Consider the following 18,953-nt stretch of genomic DNA (forward strand, 5'->3'; position numbering starts at 1 on the left):
CGTTTAGACAGAGACTTCGTCCCTGTAGTTTCCAAAAAATTTCAAAGAACCACTGGAGAGCAGTTCGGCGTCGCTTACCTTCCATGTGTGCCCTGTGCGGGCGCGCTGTTGACAGTAGTTGAACCGGTCAGAGGAATAGACAGTGAGCCCCTTTGCCACTACATCTCTGAGGAATTGGCTGTCCTCCCCGCTGCCGAGTGCGGCGAAAGGAGTGCTCCGGAACGTCTCGGCCGAAGCCATGATGGTAGGGCCCATGACCGTTCGAGTATAACGATGCTCCCACTCGGGAAAGCGAAGCAGCGTGGCGTTTGACGCTTCCAGGTACATGTAGTGCGCCTGTTTTCCCACGACGTCCGCGCCCGAAAAGTCCAAGGCGTGGGATTGGTCACTGAGGTAGGCCGGGCCGTAAAAATCGTCGTCATCCATCTTGGTGAGGACATCCCCGGACGCCGCGGAAACGCAGTGGTTCAGGCACTCCCCCAGGCTCCGGTCCGTGCCGGCTGAAAGCAGTGTCACATGCTCAAGTCCGTGCGTCTTCCGGAGGCGGTCAAGCTCCGCGGCCGCGAGGTCGAAGCCGTGGGTCAGCAGCACCAGTTCAACGTCAACGTCGCGCTGGCTTGCCACGGTCTGGAAAACGTGGTCAAGCTGCCAGGGACGGATGGTGGATACCAGGGCGGATATGGCAGGGCGCCGCGGGGTGCTTGCCAGATGCGGCGCGGCGGCCGCCAGAACCTGGTTGCTGCGTGCGCGGTAGGTATGGTCCTGCCAGATCCGGCGCTGGGCCCGGTGCAGTTGGCGGTCGCCCAATTCCGGGTTCCGCGCGAGCGCTTTGAGAAGCTGCTCCGCTTCGGGCCGGCTTGAGACGGTAAAGATCTCGTCGTCGGTGAAATAGTTTCCGATCGCTTTGCTCGGGGTGGTGACAATATTGGCCCCGGCTGCCAGGACCTCGAATACCCGCCGTGAACACATCGTCGGCGAGTCCACGACGGAATTCACATTGAGGAAAGTCTTATATGCCTTGTAGGCGGTGAGCATTTCCGCGTAGTCCAACGAGCCCACCACCCGGTCCTCAAATGCCTCCGGGAAACGGTATTTCGGGTCGGTGCCCGCGTGCCTTGCAAAAATCTCGAGGCCGGTTTCCATTGAGGGCGAGGCCGCGACGGCGGCGGACAGCAGGAGGTCCAGTTGCTGGCGCCGTTCCGGATACTTCCCGGCGAAGTACATCCCGGCGAAGGCGACGTCCCGCTCATGCCAACCGAACCTCGGCCGCACGGGATTGTGGATCCTCGGCTGCGCCGCGAAGGACAGCACGTCGACCCTGTCGTGTCCGAGGTCCTTCCGGTAGGCGTCCAGCCGCCCTGAGTCGCTGGTGAAGACGAAGTCGAAAAGCTTCGCGGCCGGAAGGAAGTCGTCGTAGTGCGGCGGGTCTTCCTTGTTCCAGAAGACCGAGGGCACGCCATGTGCCCGGCACCAGGAGGTCAGTCCGGCCAAGGCGGGGTTGCCGGCGCCGGCGATCTTTCCCGCCCAGCGCCCGCCGTTGCCGGCCCAGGCGGATTCCACGAACACGAGATCGACCGGGTTTCCGGAAAGCTGCGCCTCCCAGTCCCGTGGCGAGAGCTCGATGCAGTTCCATTCTTCGCCAAAAGCCAGCAACGAGAAATCGTCAAGAATGACCGCCACGTTGGCGGTGGGCGCCGGTGCTTCCGGACGCCGTCCAAGCTCGGCGGCCCGGAACTTGAGCCGTCTCCGGCGGCCCCGGCCGACCCAGGCGCCCTCGGCTCCGCGGACCGTCTCCAGCTTCCGGTAGCCGGCCGCCGCGGCTTCACGCTCAAGCCATTTCCTTGCCTGTGCGGGGCCGCCGGTCCGCAGGTGCCAGATGAGCTTGCGAAGGGATGCAATTCCCTCAATCACGGGCGGGACCGCCTCAGCGAGTTTCGGTCGGCGACATCTGCGACTTCCAGGTCGTTGATCATCCGGCGCCGGAGTTTCATGGCGGCGAAGCGGTCGCCTTCGGCCAGCTTCTGGGTGAACATCCGGTACCACTTGATGACGTGGTCCGGGTCGCCGTCGGCGATCAGTTCGCCCTGGTCGATCCAAATCGCCCTGTTGCACAGCTCCTTGATGGTGGGCATGCTGTGGCTCACCAAGAAGACCGTGCCCGCCTGGTTCAGCAGTTCGAGCATCTTCTTCCGGGTCCGGTCCTTGAACTGGGCATCGCCGGTGTTCAAGGCCTCATCGATGATGAGGATCTCAGGATCAATGCTTGCTGCGATGGCGAAGCGAAGCCGTGAACTCATGCCAGCCGAGTACGACTTCATCGGCATGTGGATGGCTTCCTCGAGGCCTGAAAGCTCCACGATCGACTCGTACTTAGCATCGATTTGCTGGTGCGTCATGCCCATGGCCAGGCAGCCGAGGACTATGTTCTGGTCACCTGAAAGCCCGGGGATCAGTGCGGCATTCACTCCGAGCATGACCGGTGTCGAGGTGGCGTAGACGGCACCTGAAGTGGGGGGAACCTGGCCACCCACGAGTTTCAGCAAGGTGCTCTTGCCCGAACCATTGCGGCCGATGACGCCGACTGATTCCCCGTGTTCCACAACGAGGGAGAGCTCCTTGAGCGCTGGAACATCAACGGCCTTGGTGCGGCTGACCGCGGTCCGGAACCCTTTCCAGCGCATGGCAGGCGCGGAGGAGCCGTCGCGGCTGCGGCTTGTGGTCCGGTAGGTCATGCTGACCTTGTCGATGACAACGGCCGGGGTGCCTTCGATGAAGTTCAGGTCAGAGTTCACGGCCATAGGATTCCTCCCCCTTCCAGAAGAAGACCATTCCGGCTGCGAGGGTGGCCAGGGACCACAGTGCGAGGATCGCCCACGCGCGCCAGCTGCCGAGGCTTCCGTAGAGCACGCACTCCCGCGCCAGGTGGACGACGTTGTAGAGCGGGTTGTATTCCATGACTTGCCTCAGCCATGGAACCGAATCGAACTTGTCGATGGAAAAGAACAGGCAGGACATGTACATCCACAGCCGCAGCGCGTAGGAAATCAACTGGTTCACGTCGTTGAACATGGAGACCAGCCGCGCGAGGATCAGCCCGAGCCCGAGGTTGAAAAGGAACTGTAGGCCGACCACCGGCACGAGCATCAGCCAGCGCAAGGAGATTTCCTCGGAGGGCGGCAGGATGATCACCAGGACGAGCATCGTGATCAGGACCGGGATGTTGGCGAACAGTTCCCGGAGGTTGGCCGCCAGGACAAGGCTTGCCCGCGGGAACTGGAAGGCATGGATGACGTTCTTGTTCCCCGCGATGGCACGTGAGGACACGGAAATGGCGCGTGAGGACATCTGGAAGAGGAAGACTCCGATCACCAGGTACGCCACGAAGTTTTCAATACCGTGGCCGGATTTCAGGAGCACCCCCATGATGAGGTAGAACATCAGGCCGTTGAGGAGCGGGCTCAGGACGAGCCATGCCCGGCCCAGCTTGTCCTGCTCGTTCCCGGTCTGCACCCGTGACTGCGCGTCGTAATACACAAAGTGGCGGTAGTCCCAGAGCGACACAAGGTAGTCGAGCAGCGGCGGGCGCGCGCCGACACGGCGCAAGCCGCGCAGGTTCACGGAAGTCGCCACCGCGGTTGGCTGCGGTCCCTGGGGAATCGCGGGTGTTTCCGTGCTCAACGTAGTGCCTCCATCAAATTCGCGTAGGCCGAGGCCAGGGCCCTGGCGTTCGCCTGCCAGGTTCTCGTTTCCAGGACGGCTTTTCGCCCCGACTCGCCGAATCTATCCCGCAGCTCCTTCGAACCGAGGAGCTCTGTTATCCGGGCGGCCAAGCCGCCGGGATCTTCGGGTGGTGCCAGGAAGCCGGTGACGCCGTCTTCGACGATCTCGGCAAGCGCGGGCAGCCGGCTGGCCACCACCGGACGGGCGCAGGCCATGGCCTCCACCGGCTTCAATGGTGTCACGTCCCGCGCCACCGACAGGTCCTTCCGCGGGACGACGAACACGTCCAGGGCCTGGTGGTACAGGTACGCCTGGTGCCGCGGTACCCGACCCGTGAACACTGCGCGGTGCTCCAACCCCGCGGCGCGGACATGCTCGCGCAGTGCCGGCAGCGCCACGCCGTCGCCCACAATCAGCAGCGTCAGACGCGGGTGCAGGGGCGCCAGCAGCGCGAACGCGGCGACCAGGTCGTCAAGGCCTTCGTAGGCAACCAGGCTGCTGACCGTACCGATGTGCAGGGCCTCGGGGTCGAGGCCCAGCTGCCGCCGCGCCTCCGCGGCCGGCTGCGGTTCGGCCAGGAAGTCGCCGCCCACCGCGTTCGGTGCGACAAGCACCTTCTGGCGCGGCACCCCGGCGGACACGATGTTCTCCTTCATCGCCGAACCAAGGGTCACCACCAGGTCCGCGGACCGCATGGCCTCCGCTTCGCGCTCCTGGAACAGCCGGTAGCGCTGGCTGTCCTTCGCCTCCGGACCCCTGGTGGAAGCCCAGGTGTCGGCGAGTTGCCCCCGGACCTCATAGACCCAGGGAATGCCGAGGGCTTCTGCGACGGCCCGGGTAACCAGGGCGTTCACATAATGGGTGGTCGTATGCAGCACTGCCGGACGGAAGTCCAGCGCCACCTCGAGCAGCGCCTCGGCCTGCTGCTGCAGGCGGCCGTCGACAGTCGGTGCCAGGCGGGACGGCAGGAGCCTCTGGTAGGCGATCCCGTCCACCACATCACGATGGCGCGCCGCGAACTTGCCCACCTGCACCGGATAACCCACCCGGGTGACGGCCATGGTGTCCCATCCGGCATCCCTTTGGGCCAGCAAGACGGAATGCGAGCGTTGGGCGTAGCCGCTGGCGGTATGCGGCAGGGAATTCGTCAGGACGTGCAGCACCCGCCGCTGGCGCGGCTCATACGGCACGGCGGCGAGGGTGGGTGTCCAGCCTTCGAGAAGCCGCAGCTCTGCCGCGAGCCGCCTGCCTTGCCGGCGCTCGGCCCCGCTGGCGGCGCCTTCCAGGATCCCGACGGCGGCACTCAGCTCGCCGTCGTACCAAAAGCGGCGTGCCTGGGCGGCGCGGTGGCGGCGGGCTCCGGCGGAGTGGCGGAGGAAGGAATCCGCGAGGTCGGGGCGGTTGGCGACCAGCGCGACGTCGGCCATCACCCTGCTGCCCTCCGCGGGGAGAGTTCCGTGCGCGAGTGCCGCCTCGAGCCGCCGGACCACGTCCTGGTTCTCGCCGGCCATCAGCCCGGCGAGAAGTACGGATCCCCGCGTCGAACCCGGCCCCGCAGCCTTGGTCACGGTTTTTGCCAACGTGCGCACCAACCGGGAGGGAAGCCGCCGGGAGACCTGGAGGGCCAGCAGGGCGGGATCATCGCTCAGGTGTTCGCGCGCTGCCCCCGCCGCGAGGCGAAGGTTGGTCAAGAGCTCTTTCATCGGCGACGCTTCCGGGGGGCGGCAACGACGTCTTTGATCAGTTCCATGTAGCGGGCAGCAAGGCGGGGATAGTCGGCGTGCTCCTTGACCCATTGCCGGCCGTCGCCGTTGCGGATGAGCCGCCCGCGGTCCTTGGCCAGCGAGGTCCACAATGACGCGAGCGCTTCGGGGCTGCTTGCCACGATGTCCCCGGCACCGGCGTCTTCGACGATCCGGGCGGCCTCGCCGCGGACCACGGCGGTGACGTGCCGGCCAACGGCGAGTACCTCGTAGGTCTTCGACGGCACCGTGGTTTCGAAGGATTTCCAGTCATCCCTGAGCGAGACCAGGCAGGTGTCCGCCGATGCGTAGCGCTCCATGACGTCCTTGCCGTGCATCGGATCATGGAAGGTAACCGGCGCGTCCAGTTCGAGGGCAAGCTGCTCCAGTTCGCGGCGCTTCACCCCGCTGCCCACCATGTGCAGGTGCATGGAGCTGCCCACCAGTGCGCTGGCCCGGATGGCTATGTCGAGTTTCTGGCTCCTGCCGTGGTTGCCCAGGTAGAGCACTTCAAAGGTGTCCCGCTCCAGTGCAGGGGGTTCCAGGGTGGGGATCTGTTCGAGCCGGACCCCGTTGCTGACCGTGGCCACATTGGCCAGTCCGCGGGCCCTGAGGGTCGCCGCGAAGCCTTCGGTGACGGTCACCACGAGGTCCGCGCGGCGCTGCACGAATTCGACGGCGTGCTCGGCCAGGCTCTTGACCTTGCCTTGGACGAGGCGGGCGTCGCGGGCCAGGTCCGGCCAGGCGTCCCGCATCTCGACGATCAGCGGAACGCGCCGCAACCTTGAGAGGACGTACCCGGCGCCTAGGGTCGGCAGGCTTGGCGCGGTGACAATGACGACGTCGGGCCGCCGGGTAAGCAGGCCCAGCGGCACTGACAGCGCCGCCGAATAGCACTGGTCCAGGAAGCGCGCCAAATGGGAACTGCCGTGCCGCAGGTAGGGAACCCGCACGATCAGTTCCGAGCTGGGGCCCTCCTGGCCCCGCATCGGCCAGCCGGCCAGGTCCCGGGGAAGCTCCCGGCGGCCGTGTGGTGTGTGCGCGACGGGCGCGACGACGTCGACGTCCCAGCCGGCGTCGGCGAACTCCTTGATGAAGGCGGTCCAGCGCCGCTGCGGCGGGCTGCTCTCAGGCCAATAGGAATGGGTAACGAGTGTCAGGCGCGGCGTATCCTCGCAGCGCTGTTTGCCAACGCCTGCTTGTGTGGCTGTCTGCATCGGGCTTACTTGTGACTCCGGACCGGCGGCCTCCGGGATTTGGAGCCCATGAACCGGAAGTAGACGAACCCGGCCCCGAGCAGGGCAAGGACGGTAATGATCTGGACGTGCAGGGGGCTCCCGGTGGCCACCGAAACCACGGAGTCGAGGGTCTTCGCAACCGGTTCGGGCAACGGCACGGGGGCAGAGGTCTTGACCGGTGCCGACGGCTTCACGGAGGGGGCGGTGCTGTTGCTCGCGGTGGGGTTCGGGGACTCGGGCAATGGCACGACCTGTCCGGCACCGGGTTCCTGGGCGAACTGCCCGGCGGGCTGCTCCACGACGAAGGGCGCCGGAACGGTGCCGGCCGGGGCCGCAGGGGCGGGATTTGGTCCCGGCTCCAAGGGCTTGGTGGCGGTTCCCCCGCTTCCCCCGCCGGGGACAGTGGTCCCCGGAAGAGTGGTCCCCGGAAGGCTGGTGCCCGGGCCGCTTGTCTCGGAACCGGACGTACCCGGATCCGTGGTACCCGGGTCAGTCGTTGCGGGGTCGGTGGCACCGGGCTCCGTTGTCCCGCCCGGGTCGATGGGGTCCGTGGGCAGGGTGACGATGTCTCCCGGATCAACGGGGTTTTCGATGATCGGGTCAGGCGGCTCTTCCGCGTGCGCTCCACCCGCCTGGATTCCCAGCATCAAGGCAAGCGCAAGCACCGTGGCGCACCTGCGTACCCCACTGCAATACTTCCTCATCGTTGCCCCCCGCAGCGATTGCGGCAGGGCCTGTCCGCCGCGGCTGCGGCTGGCAAACCCGGCCGGTTACACAAAGCGAATCAGTCGGTCCAGTCAATAAGATCGTGACCAGCATAATTCACTACCGGCCGGGAAGCCGCATCTAAGTCCTTGATTTGGACTAATTGGCAATACCCTCGGCTTTAAGGTAATCGCCCACTTTGTCCTCTTTCAGCGCCTTCTTGAGGGCATCGATCGCTGACTGGTCCGCCACCACGATCGACTGCCCATCCGCCGACCAACCGGTCCCGCTGTTGGGCAGGGTGAAGCTCTTTACGTCCCCCGTGCGGACATTGCGCAGTTCGACGGCGAGCTTGCCCACGGCCAAGGCGTCCAGGGTCTCATCCACCGAGACATACGGCGAAACCTGGTCAACCACGGCGCTGATCTTCGCCGGATCGGTCAGGGTCTCGGTGGTCAGGAACTTGCCCAGCAGCGCCTTCAGGAAGATCTGCTGGTTCTTCACCCGCTGGTAGTCGCCGTCCGCGAAGGCGTAGCGTTCGCGGACGAAGACCAGGGCCTTGTCCCCGCTCAGCACCTGCTTGCCCTTGGCGAAGTCGAATCCGCGGTCGCTGAAGGCAATGGGGACATTCACTTCCACGCCGCCCAAGGCATCCGTCATGGACTTGAAGCCTTCGAAGTCGATCACGGCGACATGGTCGATGCGGGCGTCGAGGATGCCTTCCACGGTCTGCACCACCAGCGGGATGCCGCCGAAGGCCATGGCCGCGTTGATCTTGGCGCTGCCGTGGCCCGGGATGTCCACCCAGGTGTCACGCATGATGGAAGTGATGAAGATGTTCTTCCGGTCCGCGGGGATGTGGAGCAGCATCATCGAGTCGGAGCGCTGGTCCGAGGGGGCGCCCTTTTCCGCGGTATCCACCGGGGCAGAGCGGGAATCGCTGCCCAGCACCAGGATGTTCATCGCTTCTCCCCCGTTGGGAAGGGTCGGCTTCGTGGGCCGGGTGGATTCCTCCGGAAAGGCGTGTTCGATTTTCTGGGTCTTCGTATTGAAGCTGTTGGCGAGGTTGTACAAGTAGAAGCCGCTGACAGCTCCCACGACCAGGACAACCGCCAGGAAACCCAGCAGGACGTTACGCGCGGTGTGCGACTTCTTCTTCCGCGGAGTCGGCTCATCCTGCGTGGTTTCAGGCAGCATTTCGTCGTTGTGCATCCGTGTGTTCCTTTGTCCCCAGGGCAAAACCGTTCACGCCATCATCCCATGTCCCGTGGAAAAGGCCTTCCAGCCTCTCCTCAGGTTCGCCCGGGGTGCCCGGGGCACGTAGGCTTGAGGGGTGATTTTTCCGACCGGCCCGCACTTCCACACAAAGCGTTTCCGCCCGAAGACAGCGGCGCTTGCCGCGGCCGCCTCACTCTTGGCCCTGTCCGCCTGCTCGCCCGCCGTGGACGTCAAGGCGGCAGCGGATGCCGCCAACCCGGCCTGCGCCCCGATGATGGTGGCGCTTCCGGATGCCATCGGGGATGCAAAGCTGCGCAAGACGAACAGCCAGGCAACCGCGGCGTGGGGCGAGCCCTCGCAAGTGGTCCTGCGCTGCGGGGTCAACGTCCCGGGTCCCACCACGGACCGCTGCGTCAGCGTCAACGGCGTCGACTGGGTGATCAAGGAAGGCAACCCGGTGTGGACCCTGACCACCTACGGCCGGGAGCCCGCCACGGAAATCCTCATGGACCCGAACATCATCAGTTCCGCGACGGTCCTTGCCGATCTGGCCCAGGCAGCGGGCAAGATCAAGGCACTGCGCCATTGCGTCGGCCAGGAAGACCTCCCGAACCTGCCGAAGAGCAAGTGAGCCGGTGCCGCCGTCGGGAATCCCGACGGCGGCACCCCCGGTTCAGCGCAGTCCGGTCTTGCGGTTCAGCGCGAGGTAGATCAGCTCGTCGATCAGGTCCGCGTACGGCAGGCCGGACGCGGCCCACATCTGCGGGTACATGCTCTTGGGGGTGAACCCGGGCATGGTGTTGATCTCGTTGATGATGAGTTCGCCGTCCGGGGTGTAGAAGAAGTCCACCCGGCTCAGGCCTTCGGCGCCGACGGCGTCAAAGGCTGCCGCGGCAAGCTCGCGGACGCGGGCGATCGCTTCCTCCGGCATGTCCGCCGGGCAGCTCAGGGCCGCGGCGCCGTCCTCGACGTACTTGGCGGCGAAGTCGTAGAACTCGTGCCCGCCTGAGGTCACGGCGATTTCACCCGGCATGGAGGTGCGCGGAGCGTCGGTGCCGCGTCCTTCGAGCACCGCGCATTCGATCTCGCGCCCGGTGATCCCGGCTTCGATCACCAGCTTGAGGTCGTGGCGGCGGGCTTCCTCGATCGCGGCGTCCAGTGCGTCGAGCGAATCCACCTTGGAAATCCCCATCGAGGACCCGGCGCGGGCCGGCTTCACGAAGACCGGGTAACCCAGGCGGTCCACCCGCTTGCGGACGGCCTCGGCGTCGTTGCTCCATTCGCGGTCGGTAACGGCCACGTACGGCCCCACCTTCAGCCCGGCGGCCTCGAAGACCACCTTCATGAAGTGCTTGTCCATGCCGACGGCGGACGCCAGGACACCGGCGCCCACGTAACGGGTGTCCGAGAGTTCCAGCAGTCCCTGGATGGTGCCGTCCTCGCCCCACGGACCGTGCAGCAGCGGGAAGACGACGTCCACGGAACCGAGTTCCTGGGGAACCGCGTTGGGTTCGGTGACCACCAGCTGGTGGGTGCCGCCGACCTCGGCGAGGGTGACCGTCTTGCCCGAGGGGGCGACTTCCGGCAGTTCCTCGGAGCTCAGGGACCACTGGCTGAGATCGCCGCCGGGGATCACCCACTGGCCGGTCTTCGCAATCCCGATCGGGATGACGTCGTACTTGCTCTTGTCGATCGCCCCCATCACTCCGGCCGCCGTCACGCAGCTGACGGCGTGCTCGCTGGAGCGGCCGCCGAACAGCACGGCGACGCGTGGGCGCCGACCGCCGTCGGGAGTTCCGGGGGTCTGGATCTTTTCGGTCACAATCAGTAATCGCCTTCGGACTTCAGGGAGCGGGCAAGGAGCCGGGGCCCGAGTTCATCAACGGAAAGTCTGCCTTCCAGCACGGCCACCACGGCCGCAGTAATCGGCATGTCGACGCCGAGGCTGACGGCCAGCTCGTTGACAGCGTACCCGGATTTGATGCCCTCCGCCGTTTGGGTCATCTTCGCCGTGACCTCGTCAAGGGTCAGACCCTGGCCGAGCAAACGGCCCGCCGTGTGGTTGCGGGACAGCGGCGAGGAACAGGTGGCCACAAGGTCGCCGAGGCCGGCGAGCCCGGCCATCGTGTGGGCATCGCCGCCGAGCGCGAGGGCAAGCCGCGAGGTCTCCGCGAGGCCCCGGGTGATGACAGAGGCCTTCGTGTTGTCGCCCATCTGCCTGCCTTCACAGATGCCGACGGCGAGGGCGATGACGTTCTTGACGATCCCGCCGATCTCCACCCCGACGACGTCGGTGCTCGTGTAGGGGCGGAAGTACGGTGCCGTGCAGCAGTGCGCGATCGCCGCCGCGGTGTCCTCGTCGCTGCAGGCGACGACGGACGCCGTGGGCTCCTGCCGGGCGATTTCCATCGCCAGGTTGGGGCCGGAGACCACTGCCACCCGGCTGTCCGGGATGTCCAGTTCCTCGGCGATCACCTGGCTCATGCGCGAATCCGTGCCGAGTTCCAGGCCTTTCATGAGGGAAACCACGACGGCGCCGGGCGCCACGAGCTCCTTCCACTCCTTGAGCTGCGGGCGCAGGGACTGTGCAGGAACCGCGAGGATCACCAGTTCCGCGCCGTCCAGGACCTCGGCGACGTCGGTCGACGCGGAGATCGACAGCGGCAGCGGCGTGTCCTTGAGGTACTGCTCATTGAGGTGCTGCCGGTTGATCTGCTCCACGACCTCGGGGCGGCGCCCCCAGATCCGGATGCTGCGTTCGCTGCCAGCGGCCGCGGCGGCGTCGGCAAGGACCTTGGCGAAGGTGGTTCCCCAGGAGCCGGCGCCCAGGACGGCGACGACCGCGGGTTCCCAGTCGGTGCCGGCGCCGGTCACTTCAGCTCCCCCGGATTGGCTGTGCTTCCGGGCTTGGCTGTGCTTCCGGGATTGGCCGTGCTTCCGGGCCTCGCTGTGTTTCCGGGCCTCTCAGTGCCCCGGGCCTGGAAGCGGCCCTGCTTGGCCTGGTTGTGGGCGGCGGGATCCCAGCGTTCGGCAGGGGGTTCCTCGCCGCGGAGTTCGGCCAGGAGCCCGGTGATGGCGGCCATGATGAGCTCGGTTGCCTCATTGAGGGTGGTGCGGTCCAACGGACGGCCCGCGAAGCTGCTGAGGTCCAGCGGCTCGCCGACCAGCACGCGGGACGTCTTCCGCGGGAAGATGTGGAAGCGCTTGGCGTACCTCGGGAAGACTTCGTGGGCGCCCCAGTGCGCCATGGGGACCACCGGCGCACCGGTCTGTATGGCCAGCCGGGCGGCACCGGTGTGGCCCTTCATCGGCCAGAGGTCCGGGTCGCGGGTCAGGGTGCCTTCGGGATAGATGATGATGGCGCCTCCGGCGTCCACCACCTCCTGGGCTGCCTGCAGCGAGCGGTTCGCCCCCGCCGTCGAGCGTTCCACCGGGATCTGGCGCGTGGCGCGCAGCAGGGAACCCACAACGGGAGCCTTGAACAGGCCCGCTTTGGCGAGGAAATGCGGCAGGCGCTTCTGGTTGTAAAGCATGTGGCCGATCACGATCGGATCGATCTCGGTGCAATGGTTGGGTGCGGCGATGAAGCCGCCTTTGGGAAGCTTCCCGGTGCCTTCCCATTTCTTGGCCATCAGGAGGTTCATCAACGGCCGTGCGATCCCTGCGAGGAGCGCGAACGTGGCACGGCTCTTGGCCGGTTCCTTCAAAGGGTCCCCCGCTTACTTGGATTCGGTGATGTCGAAATCTGCGCCGAGGCCGGCCAGCTTCTCGGTGAAGCGTTCGTAGCCGCGGTTGATGATGTCAATGCCCGTAACGCGGGAGGTTCCGGTTGCAGCAAGCGCCGCGATCAGGTGGCTGAACCCGCCGCGGAGATCGGGGATGTCGATGTCGGTGCCCTTCAGCGGAGTCGGCCCGGAAATGACGGCCGAATGCAGGAAGTTGCGCTGGCCGAAGCGGCACGGGACGCTGCCCAGGCATTCGCGGTGCACCTGGATCGTGGCACCCATGCGGCTGAGGGCCTCGGTGAAGCCGAAGCGGTTTTCGTACACGGTTTCGTGGACGATCGACACGCCTTCGGCCTGGGTCAGGGCGACGACGAGCGGCTGCTGCCAGTCGGTCATGAAGCCGGGGTGGACGTCGGTTTCCAGGACCAGCGGGCTCAGCTTGCCGCCGGGGTGGTAGAAGCGGATCCCGTCCTCGCGGATGTCCATGCCGCCGCCCACTTTGCGGTAGGTGTTGAGGAAGGTCATCATGTCGCGCTGGGAGGCGCCTTCGACGAAGATGTCGCCGCGGGTCACCAGCGCGGCCGAGGCCCAGGACGCGGCTTCGTTGCGGTCCGCCAGGGCGCGGTGGTCGTAGCCGCCCAGGTCCTTGACGCCTTCGATCCGGATGGTGCGGTCCGTCTGCACGCTGATGATGGCGCCCATTTTCTGGAGCACGGCGATCAGGTCGATGACCTCGGGTTCGGTGGCCGCGCCGCTGAGTTCGGTGATGCCTTCGGCACGCGTGGCGCTGAGCAGCACCTGCTCGGTGGCACCGACGGACGGGTAGGGCAGGGAGATCTTGGCACCGTGCAGGCCCTTGGGCGCGGAGATGTGGATGCCGCCGGGGCGCTTTTCCACCACGGCACCGAACTGGCGCAGCACGTCCAGGTGGAAGTCGATGGGGCGATCGCCGATCTTGCAGCCGCCCAGGTCCGGAATGAACGCCTCACCGATCGCATGGATCAGCGGGCCGCAGAACAGGATCGGTATGCGGGAGTCCCCTGCATGGGCGTCGATCGCCGTGCTGGAGGCCGTCTTGGCGTCCTTGGGATCCAGGGTCAGATCACCGGTGACGGGATCCTTTTCCACGGTGACACCGTGCAGTTTCAGCAGGCTGGTGACAACCTCCACGTCCTTGATTTCCGGGACATTCCGGAGCACTGAAGGCTCATTCCCCAGCAAGGACGCGACCATGGCCTTGGGCACAAGGTTCTTCGCGCCACGGACGGTAACACGGCCGGCCAGCGGCACACCGCCGCGGATTGTCAGGACACTGCTCATCTATACCGTTTCCTCACGAGTTGATGCCCCCATACTGCCGAGGGCTCAAGCTAAGCATAGAAGCTGGAGTTAATGATCCGAAATGCGGAAGGGCCGGCCTGGGGTGGCATACCCCCGGGAAATGGCGCCCCTACGCGACCGCGACGCCGGAGGCCGCGACCTCGATCTGGCGCGCAATCCATTGCCTGGCAACGGCTCCGAAATGGTACGGCGCCGCGCCCCATTTGTGATCGGCCTGGGCCACCCTCAGGTCTTCCGGAAGGGTCCGCACCGTGTAGCCGAGGCTCTTGATATGCGCGCAGCATTCAGCGAAATACGCGTTCAGCTCAACGTCTTTTCCGTGATCCCGGAAGGGCGGGACGGGTTCGCCCTTCTCTGTCACCTGCGCCCACGGCGTACCCAGGACGAGCGTCTTGTCACGCAGCCCCATGGCGGTCAGGGCACCGAAGAGCCGGTTGGCAGCGGACTCCCAAAGGGTCCAATGTTCCTCTGTCACCGGCTCAATGAGCCTGTATCGTCCCGCAATTCCCGCCAGCCGGCCGGAATGCATGAGTTCCGAGGAACGGGTCACATAATTGCCGTCGGGCAAGCGGATGACGCCAAGCCGTTCGTCGGTCAAATCAATGACCAGCAGGTCGATTTCCGCCGCATATCGCCGAAGCGTCGGCAGGAGGTTCGATTTCAAGTCTCCGCCGAGGGAGCGGTTCTGGAAGGAGGAGGCCAGGGCCTCGCCGTTAAGAAGTTCCGTGGGCCGTGAGAGTGCGCTGATCATGGACTGACGAGCAACATAGCCGAGCAATGCGTAGTCGGAACCGAGTTCTTCAAACGGGTCCCTGGACACACAGCTGCCGTAGATCATCAGGTTTTTGTGCATTAAAGAACCTTAACAGAGGGCCGCGTCCCGGCCGGAATCAGGCGTCGCTGCCGGAATCAGGCGTCCCGGCCGGAATTTGCGGGACGCAGCGAATGGCAAGAAACGCCGCCGTCGAATTGCTGATTCGACGGCGGCGTTCTTATTGCTCGCCCCGCAACCGGCGCCGATTCGGGCTTTGAGACGGAGTCAGCTGCGCGCCGGCAGCGTCTTCGGCTTGAAGGAGGGACGGGTGGCCTCGTAGGCGGTGATGTCTTCTTCGTGCTGCAGGGTCAGGCCGATGTCATCCAGGCCCTCCAGCAGCCGCCAGCGGGTGTAGTCGTCGATTTCGAACGGTGCCACGACGTTGCCGCATTCGACCGTCTTGGAGACCAGGTCCACCTTGACCTCGGTGCCGGGGGTGTTTTCCAGCACCTTCCAGATGAGCTCGATGTCGTCCTGGGCCACCTCGGCGGCCAGGAGCCCCTGCTTGCCAGAGTTGCCGCGGAAGATATCGGCGAAGCGGGAGGAAAGCACGGCCTTGAAACCGTAGTCCTTCAGCGCCCAGACGGCGTGCTCGCGGGACGAGCCGGTGCCGAAGTCGGGCCCTGCCACCAGCACGGATCCGGCGTTGAACGGTTCCTGGTTCAGGATGAAGCTCTCGTCCTTGCGCCAGCCGGCGAAAAGCGCGTCCTCGAAACCCGTGCGGGTGATGCGCTTCAGGTAGACGGCGGGGATGATCTGGTCCGTGTCCACGTTGCTCTGGCGCAGGGGGACACCGATACCGGTGTGGGTGGTGAACTTTTCCAAGGGGTCCTCCTAGGCGGCGTCGCCGGCGGCGACGGAGACGGATTCCAGGTCGGAAGGCGAGCTGAGCGTGCCGCGCACTGCGGTCGCTGCGGCCACCACCGGCGAGACGAGGTGGGTGCGGCCGCCCTTGCCCTGGCGGCCTTCGAAGTTGCGGTTCGAGGTGGAGGCGCAGCGCTCCCCCGGGGCCAGCTGGTCCGGGTTCATGCCAAGGCACATGGAGCAGCCGGCGAAGCGCCATTCCGCGCCGAATTCCTTGAACACCTTGTCCAGGCCCTCGACTTCGGCTTCCAGGCGGACACGGGCGGAACCCGGAACCACCAGCATGCGTACGTTCGGGTCCTTGGCGCGGCCGCGGATCACGTCGGCTGCGGCCCGCAGGTCCTCGATGCGGGAGTTCGTGCAGGAGCCCAGGAACACGGTGTCTACACGGATGTCCTTCATGGGGGTTCCGGCTTCCAGGCCCATGTACTGCAGGGCGCGCTCGGCAGCCAGCTTGGCGTTCTCGTCGCCGAAATCCTCGGGCGAGGGCACGGCGTCGTTGAGCGAAACGCCCTGGCCGGGGTTGGTTCCCCAGGTCACGAACGGCTCCAGCGTGTCGGCGTCGAGGTCCACCTCGACGTCGAAGGTGGCGTCAGCATCGGTGTGCAGCGTGTTCCAGTACTCGACGGCGGCATCCCAGTCGGCGCCTTCGGGCGCATGCGGGCGGCCCGACATGTACGCGTAGGTGGTCTCGTCCGGGGCCACCATGCCGGCGCGGGCGCCGGCCTCGATGGACATGTTGCAGATGGTCATGCGCGCTTCCATGGACAGCGCACGGATCGCCGATCCGCGGTATTCCAGGACGTAGCCCTGGCCGCCGCCCGTGCCGATCTTCGCGATCACGGCCAGGATGATGTCCTTGGCGCTGACGCCGGGGCGGAGGGTGCCTTCGACGTTGATGGCCATGGTCTTGAACGGCTTCAGGGACAGCGTCTGGGTGGCCATGACGTGTTCCACCTCGGAGGTGCCGATGCCCATGGCCAGCGCGCCGAACGCGCCGTGGGTGGAGGTGTGCGAGTCACCGCAGACTACGGTCATGCCGGGCTGGGTCAGGCCGAGCTGCGGGCCGACAACGTGCACGATGCCCTGTTCCTTGTCGCCCAGCGAGTGCAGGCGGACGCCGAACTCCTTGCAGTTGGCACGCAGGGTGTCGATCTGGGTGCGGCTGGTGAGGTCCGCGATCGGCTTGTCGATTTCGAGGGTGGGCGTGTTGTGGTCCTCGGTGGCGATAGTGAGGTCCGGGCGGCGCAGCTGGCGTCCGGCCAGGCGCAGGCCTTCGAAAGCCTGCGGGGAGGTCACTTCGTGCACGAGGTGCAGGTCGATGAACAGAAGGTCCGGCTGGGCGTTGGCTCCTTCGCCGTCACCCTTGCGCACTACGTGCGCGTCCCAAACTTTCTCGGCCAGTGTTTTCCCCACGGCCTGCTCCCTTCACTGCGGTTGGATTGTCTACATCCACTGAACATGAGCGCCGCAAAGTGCGCCAGCGAAACAACTTGCATCTCAGATATTGAGACGGCAATATCAGTACATGGACAATTCTAGTGGAGTCGGTGTCATTGATAAAGCGGCCCAGGTGCTGGACGCGCTTGAGGCCGGGCCTACCACGCTGGCGCAGCTGGTGGCCGCAACGGGCCTCGCCCGGCCTACCGTGCACCGCCTGGCATTGGCCCTCGTCCACCACCGCCTCGTGAGCCGCGACATCCAGGGCCGCTTCGTCCTCGGGAGCCGACTGGTGGAGCTCGCCTCGGCTGCCGGCGAGGACCGGCTGATCGCCTCCGCGGGCCCCGTCCTGATCCAATTGCGCGACGCCACCGGCGAGAGCGCGCAGATCTTTCGCCGCCAGGGCGACTGGCGTGTCTGTGTCGCGTCGGCGGAACGCCCCATCGGCCTGCGCGATACCATCCCGGTCGGCACCCAGCTGTCCATGAAGGCCGGCTCCGCGGCCCAGGTGCTGCTCGCCTGGGAAGACCACGACCGCCTGCTGGATGGCCTGCAGAATGCCCGTTTCACTCCCACCGTCCTGGCAGGCGTACGACGCCGGGGCTGGGCCCAGAGCCTCGGCGAACGTGAGCCGGGGGTCGCCTCCGTTTCGGCGCCCGTGCGCGGACCTTCCGGCCGGGTCATCGCGGCGGTCTCGATTTCGGGGCCAATCGAACGCCTCACCCGTCAGCCTGGCCGGCTGCACGCCGAAGTGGTCTGCAACGCCGCCCGCGTCCTCACCGATGCGCTGCGCAAGGGCAACGACTGAGCATTTCCCGGGCTTGCGCCCCTAGGGTCCGGCGGGGAAAGTGATGGCGACGGTCGTTCCGCCGCCCGGAGTTTCCGACAATGAGAGTTCGCCGCCGTGTGCCTCGGCGATGCTGTGGCAGGTGGCCAGTCCCAGGCCGTTTCCCGGCCCGTCGCCTTGGCGGTTCAGGCGGAACATCGGCTCCAGGACCATGGCCCGGTCTTCGGGTTTGATCCCCTTGCCGTTGTCGGCAACGTAGACCGTGGCGCCACGGTGGTCGGAAACAGCGGTGATTCGGATGCGAAGCTTCCGCTCGGGGCTGCGGTAATTGATCGCGTTCGACACCAGGTTCTGGATCAGCATGCGGAAATGTCCCTTGTCCGCGTAGAGCGTCAGGTCTTCTGCTTCGATGATGCCGGAGCCTTCGATGCCAAGGTCGCGGGCAACGTTCCTGGCCGTGTCCTGGAGTGAGACATGCGTCGGCTGGATGCTGCCGCCTACCCGTGAGTAGCTAAGGACGTCCTCGAGCATTCCGAGCATGCGCCGTCCGCTGTACCCGATGCGTTCAAGATACTTGGCAGCTGCGCTGTCGGACTGGACCTCCGGATCGTCCTCCACCAGTTCTGCGTAGCCGAGGATCGTGGTGAGTGGAATGCGCAGATCATGGCTGACGCGTCCCGCGAAAGCAGCGAGCTTGGCATTGCTGTCCTTCAGCTTCGCGTTGGTGTCCTTCAGCTCGGCGTATGTGCGATCCAGTTGGGTTGTGCGGCGTTGCAGTTCCAGGAGCTCGACCACCTGCTTGGCCAGTACCTCGAGGATGCCGGCTTGCTCCGGGCTCAGCTCTTTGGGTTCGTTCGAAAAGACACACAGCGTCCCGGGGACAAAACCCGTTCCCGTTTCCAGCGGAATGGAAGCATAAAAGCGCACGTTGCCGATTTCGCCGGTGACAAACGGGTTGTCGGCGAAGCGGACATCCTGCGAGGCGTCCGGGACCACGGTCTTTTCGCGGGAGAGGAACACCTTTGCGCACATGGAGTCCTCCCGCCGGCAGACCGCGGCCTCAACTCCCCACGCCCCGACCTGGTGCTGGTACTCCGCGCTGATGATGTTCACCACGCCGTAGGGAGCACCACAAAGCTCAGCTGCGAGGCGAACCAGGTTCTGCAGCGCGCTGTAGACGGCCGCATTGCTCAGGAGGGGCGAATCCGAGCTGGGATCGAGGCCGTACTCCCTCAGTTCCGTGTCCCGGCTCACGTCGTCACTGAAAGCCAATTGCCCTCGAGCGTGCGCCATAGAGTGTGTCCTCCAGCTTCATTGGGATTACCAGCCGATGATACCGGCGCGCGGGGCGGGCGTCTG

Annotated in this window: 17 protein-coding genes; 2 read left to right on the plus strand and 15 right to left on the minus strand. The window is 65.8% G+C overall.

From position 1 onward, the window contains the following. Nucleotides 1–3: 3 nt before the first annotated feature. The 7 genes from ACZ9CK_RS10565 to ACZ9CK_RS10595 form a co-directional block, all read right to left on the minus strand. A complete protein-coding gene (locus ACZ9CK_RS10565) occupies nt 4–1,911 on the minus strand; it encodes a glycosyltransferase family protein (RefSeq protein WP_476049924.1) in 1,908 nt (635 codons plus the stop codon). Further along, a complete protein-coding gene (locus tag ACZ9CK_RS10570; RefSeq protein WP_476049925.1) occupies nt 1,908–2,792 on the minus strand; it encodes an ABC transporter ATP-binding protein in 885 nt (294 codons plus the stop codon). Before ACZ9CK_RS10570 ends, ACZ9CK_RS10565 begins: the two co-directional genes overlap by 4 nt. Next, nucleotides 2,782–3,678, minus strand: coding sequence for an ABC transporter permease (locus ACZ9CK_RS10575; RefSeq protein ID WP_426298238.1), 897 nt, complete (start codon nt 3,676–3,678; stop codon nt 2,782–2,784). Before ACZ9CK_RS10575 ends, ACZ9CK_RS10570 begins: the two co-directional genes overlap by 11 nt. Continuing rightward, nucleotides 3,675–5,423 (minus strand): glycosyltransferase family 4 protein, encoded by a 1,749-nt coding sequence (locus tag ACZ9CK_RS10580; RefSeq protein ID WP_476049926.1) that lies wholly within the window; start codon nt 5,421–5,423, stop codon nt 3,675–3,677. The genes ACZ9CK_RS10575 and ACZ9CK_RS10580 overlap by 4 nt, the downstream gene beginning before the upstream one ends. After that, on the minus strand, nt 5,420–6,679 hold the full coding sequence (locus ACZ9CK_RS10585) for a glycosyltransferase family 4 protein (RefSeq protein ID WP_476049927.1): 1,260 nt from the start codon (nt 6,677–6,679) through the stop codon (nt 5,420–5,422). The genes ACZ9CK_RS10580 and ACZ9CK_RS10585 overlap by 4 nt, the downstream gene beginning before the upstream one ends. Nucleotides 6,680–6,684: 5 nt before the next feature. Beyond that, nucleotides 6,685–7,347, minus strand: a complete 663-nt coding sequence (locus ACZ9CK_RS10590) for a hypothetical protein (protein WP_426298244.1) — start codon at nt 7,345–7,347, stop codon at nt 6,685–6,687. A gap of 217 nt (nt 7,348–7,564) precedes the next feature. After that, nucleotides 7,565–8,617 carry an LCP family protein gene (locus tag ACZ9CK_RS10595; RefSeq protein WP_476049928.1) on the minus strand — a complete coding sequence of 351 codons (1,053 nt, stop codon included), beginning with the start codon at nt 8,615–8,617 and terminating at the stop codon, nt 7,565–7,567. 121 nt (nt 8,618–8,738) lie between these two features. On the opposite strand from ACZ9CK_RS10595, the gene ACZ9CK_RS10600 reads away from it, so the two are divergent. Next, nucleotides 8,739–9,254 (plus strand): DUF3515 domain-containing protein, encoded by a 516-nt coding sequence (locus tag ACZ9CK_RS10600; protein WP_476049929.1) that lies wholly within the window; start codon nt 8,739–8,741, stop codon nt 9,252–9,254. A 42-nt stretch (nt 9,255–9,296) separates the two neighbouring features. Here ACZ9CK_RS10600 and ACZ9CK_RS10605 read toward each other — a convergent pair whose 3' ends face one another. The 7 genes from ACZ9CK_RS10605 to leuC form a co-directional block, all read right to left on the minus strand. Continuing rightward, nucleotides 9,297–10,445 (minus strand): D-alanine--D-alanine ligase family protein, encoded by a 1,149-nt coding sequence (locus ACZ9CK_RS10605; RefSeq protein WP_426298248.1) that lies wholly within the window; start codon nt 10,443–10,445, stop codon nt 9,297–9,299. Between the two features lie 2 nt (nt 10,446–10,447). Beyond that, nucleotides 10,448–11,497: an NAD(P)H-dependent glycerol-3-phosphate dehydrogenase gene (locus ACZ9CK_RS10610; RefSeq protein WP_426298250.1), complete on the minus strand. Its 1,050-nt coding sequence runs from the start codon at nt 11,495–11,497 to the stop codon at nt 10,448–10,450. Beyond that, nucleotides 11,494–12,330 (minus strand): lysophospholipid acyltransferase family protein, encoded by an 837-nt coding sequence (locus ACZ9CK_RS10615; RefSeq protein WP_476049930.1) that lies wholly within the window; start codon nt 12,328–12,330, stop codon nt 11,494–11,496. Before ACZ9CK_RS10615 ends, ACZ9CK_RS10610 begins: the two co-directional genes overlap by 4 nt. A gap of 12 nt (nt 12,331–12,342) precedes the next feature. After that, nucleotides 12,343–13,668, minus strand: a complete 1,326-nt coding sequence (gene murA / locus ACZ9CK_RS10620) for a UDP-N-acetylglucosamine 1-carboxyvinyltransferase (protein ID WP_426298254.1) — start codon at nt 13,666–13,668, stop codon at nt 12,343–12,345. 130 nt (nt 13,669–13,798) lie between these two features. Continuing rightward, entirely contained in the window at nt 13,799–14,542 is a 744-nt protein-coding gene (locus tag ACZ9CK_RS10625; RefSeq protein ID WP_476049931.1) for a DUF6270 domain-containing protein, read from the minus strand. 186 nt (nt 14,543–14,728) lie between these two features. Next, a complete protein-coding gene (leuD, locus tag ACZ9CK_RS10630) occupies nt 14,729–15,328 on the minus strand; it encodes a 3-isopropylmalate dehydratase small subunit (protein ID WP_426298258.1) in 600 nt (199 codons plus the stop codon). Nucleotides 15,329–15,337: 9 nt separating this feature from the next. Further along, complete coding sequence (leuC, locus tag ACZ9CK_RS10635; protein ID WP_476049932.1) at nt 15,338–16,783, minus strand: 3-isopropylmalate dehydratase large subunit; 1,446 nt, start codon at nt 16,781–16,783, stop codon at nt 15,338–15,340. A 112-nt stretch (nt 16,784–16,895) separates the two neighbouring features. On the opposite strand from leuC, the gene ACZ9CK_RS10640 reads away from it, so the two are divergent. Then, nucleotides 16,896–17,615, plus strand: coding sequence for an IclR family transcriptional regulator (locus ACZ9CK_RS10640; RefSeq protein WP_115788811.1), 720 nt, complete (start codon nt 16,896–16,898; stop codon nt 17,613–17,615). Between the two features lie 21 nt (nt 17,616–17,636). On the opposite strand, the gene ACZ9CK_RS10645 is transcribed toward ACZ9CK_RS10640, so the two are convergent. Continuing rightward, on the minus strand, nt 17,637–18,887 hold the full coding sequence (locus ACZ9CK_RS10645) for a GAF domain-containing sensor histidine kinase (protein ID WP_476049933.1): 1,251 nt from the start codon (nt 18,885–18,887) through the stop codon (nt 17,637–17,639). Nucleotides 18,888–18,953 lie beyond the last annotated feature (66 nt).

The sequence above is a fragment of the Arthrobacter sp. TE26545 genome, from assembly GCF_056279005.1.

Excerpts from the sequence above, each read along its gene's own strand:
- ACZ9CK_RS10580 (WP_476049926.1), bottom strand. The coding sequence starts at position 5,423 with ATGAAAGAGCTCTTGACCAACCTTCGCCTCGCGGCGGGGGCAGCGCGC.
- ACZ9CK_RS10585 (WP_476049927.1), bottom strand. The coding sequence starts at position 6,679 with ATGCAGACAGCCACACAAGCAGGCGTTGGCAAACAGCGCTGCGAGGAT.
- ACZ9CK_RS10590 (WP_426298244.1), bottom strand. The coding sequence starts at position 7,347 with ATGCTGGGAATCCAGGCGGGTGGAGCGCACGCGGAAGAGCCGCCTGAC.
- ACZ9CK_RS10595 (WP_476049928.1), bottom strand. The coding sequence starts at position 8,617 with ATGCACAACGACGAAATGCTGCCTGAAACCACGCAGGATGAGCCGACT.
- murA (WP_426298254.1), bottom strand. The coding sequence starts at position 13,668 with ATGAGCAGTGTCCTGACAATCCGCGGCGGTGTGCCGCTGGCCGGCCGT.
- ACZ9CK_RS10625 (WP_476049931.1), bottom strand. The coding sequence starts at position 14,542 with ATGCACAAAAACCTGATGATCTACGGCAGCTGTGTGTCCAGGGACCCG.
- ACZ9CK_RS10640 (WP_115788811.1), top strand. The coding sequence starts at position 16,896 with ATGGACAATTCTAGTGGAGTCGGTGTCATTGATAAAGCGGCCCAGGTG.
- ACZ9CK_RS10645 (WP_476049933.1), bottom strand. The coding sequence starts at position 18,887 with ATGGCGCACGCTCGAGGGCAATTGGCTTTCAGTGACGACGTGAGCCGG.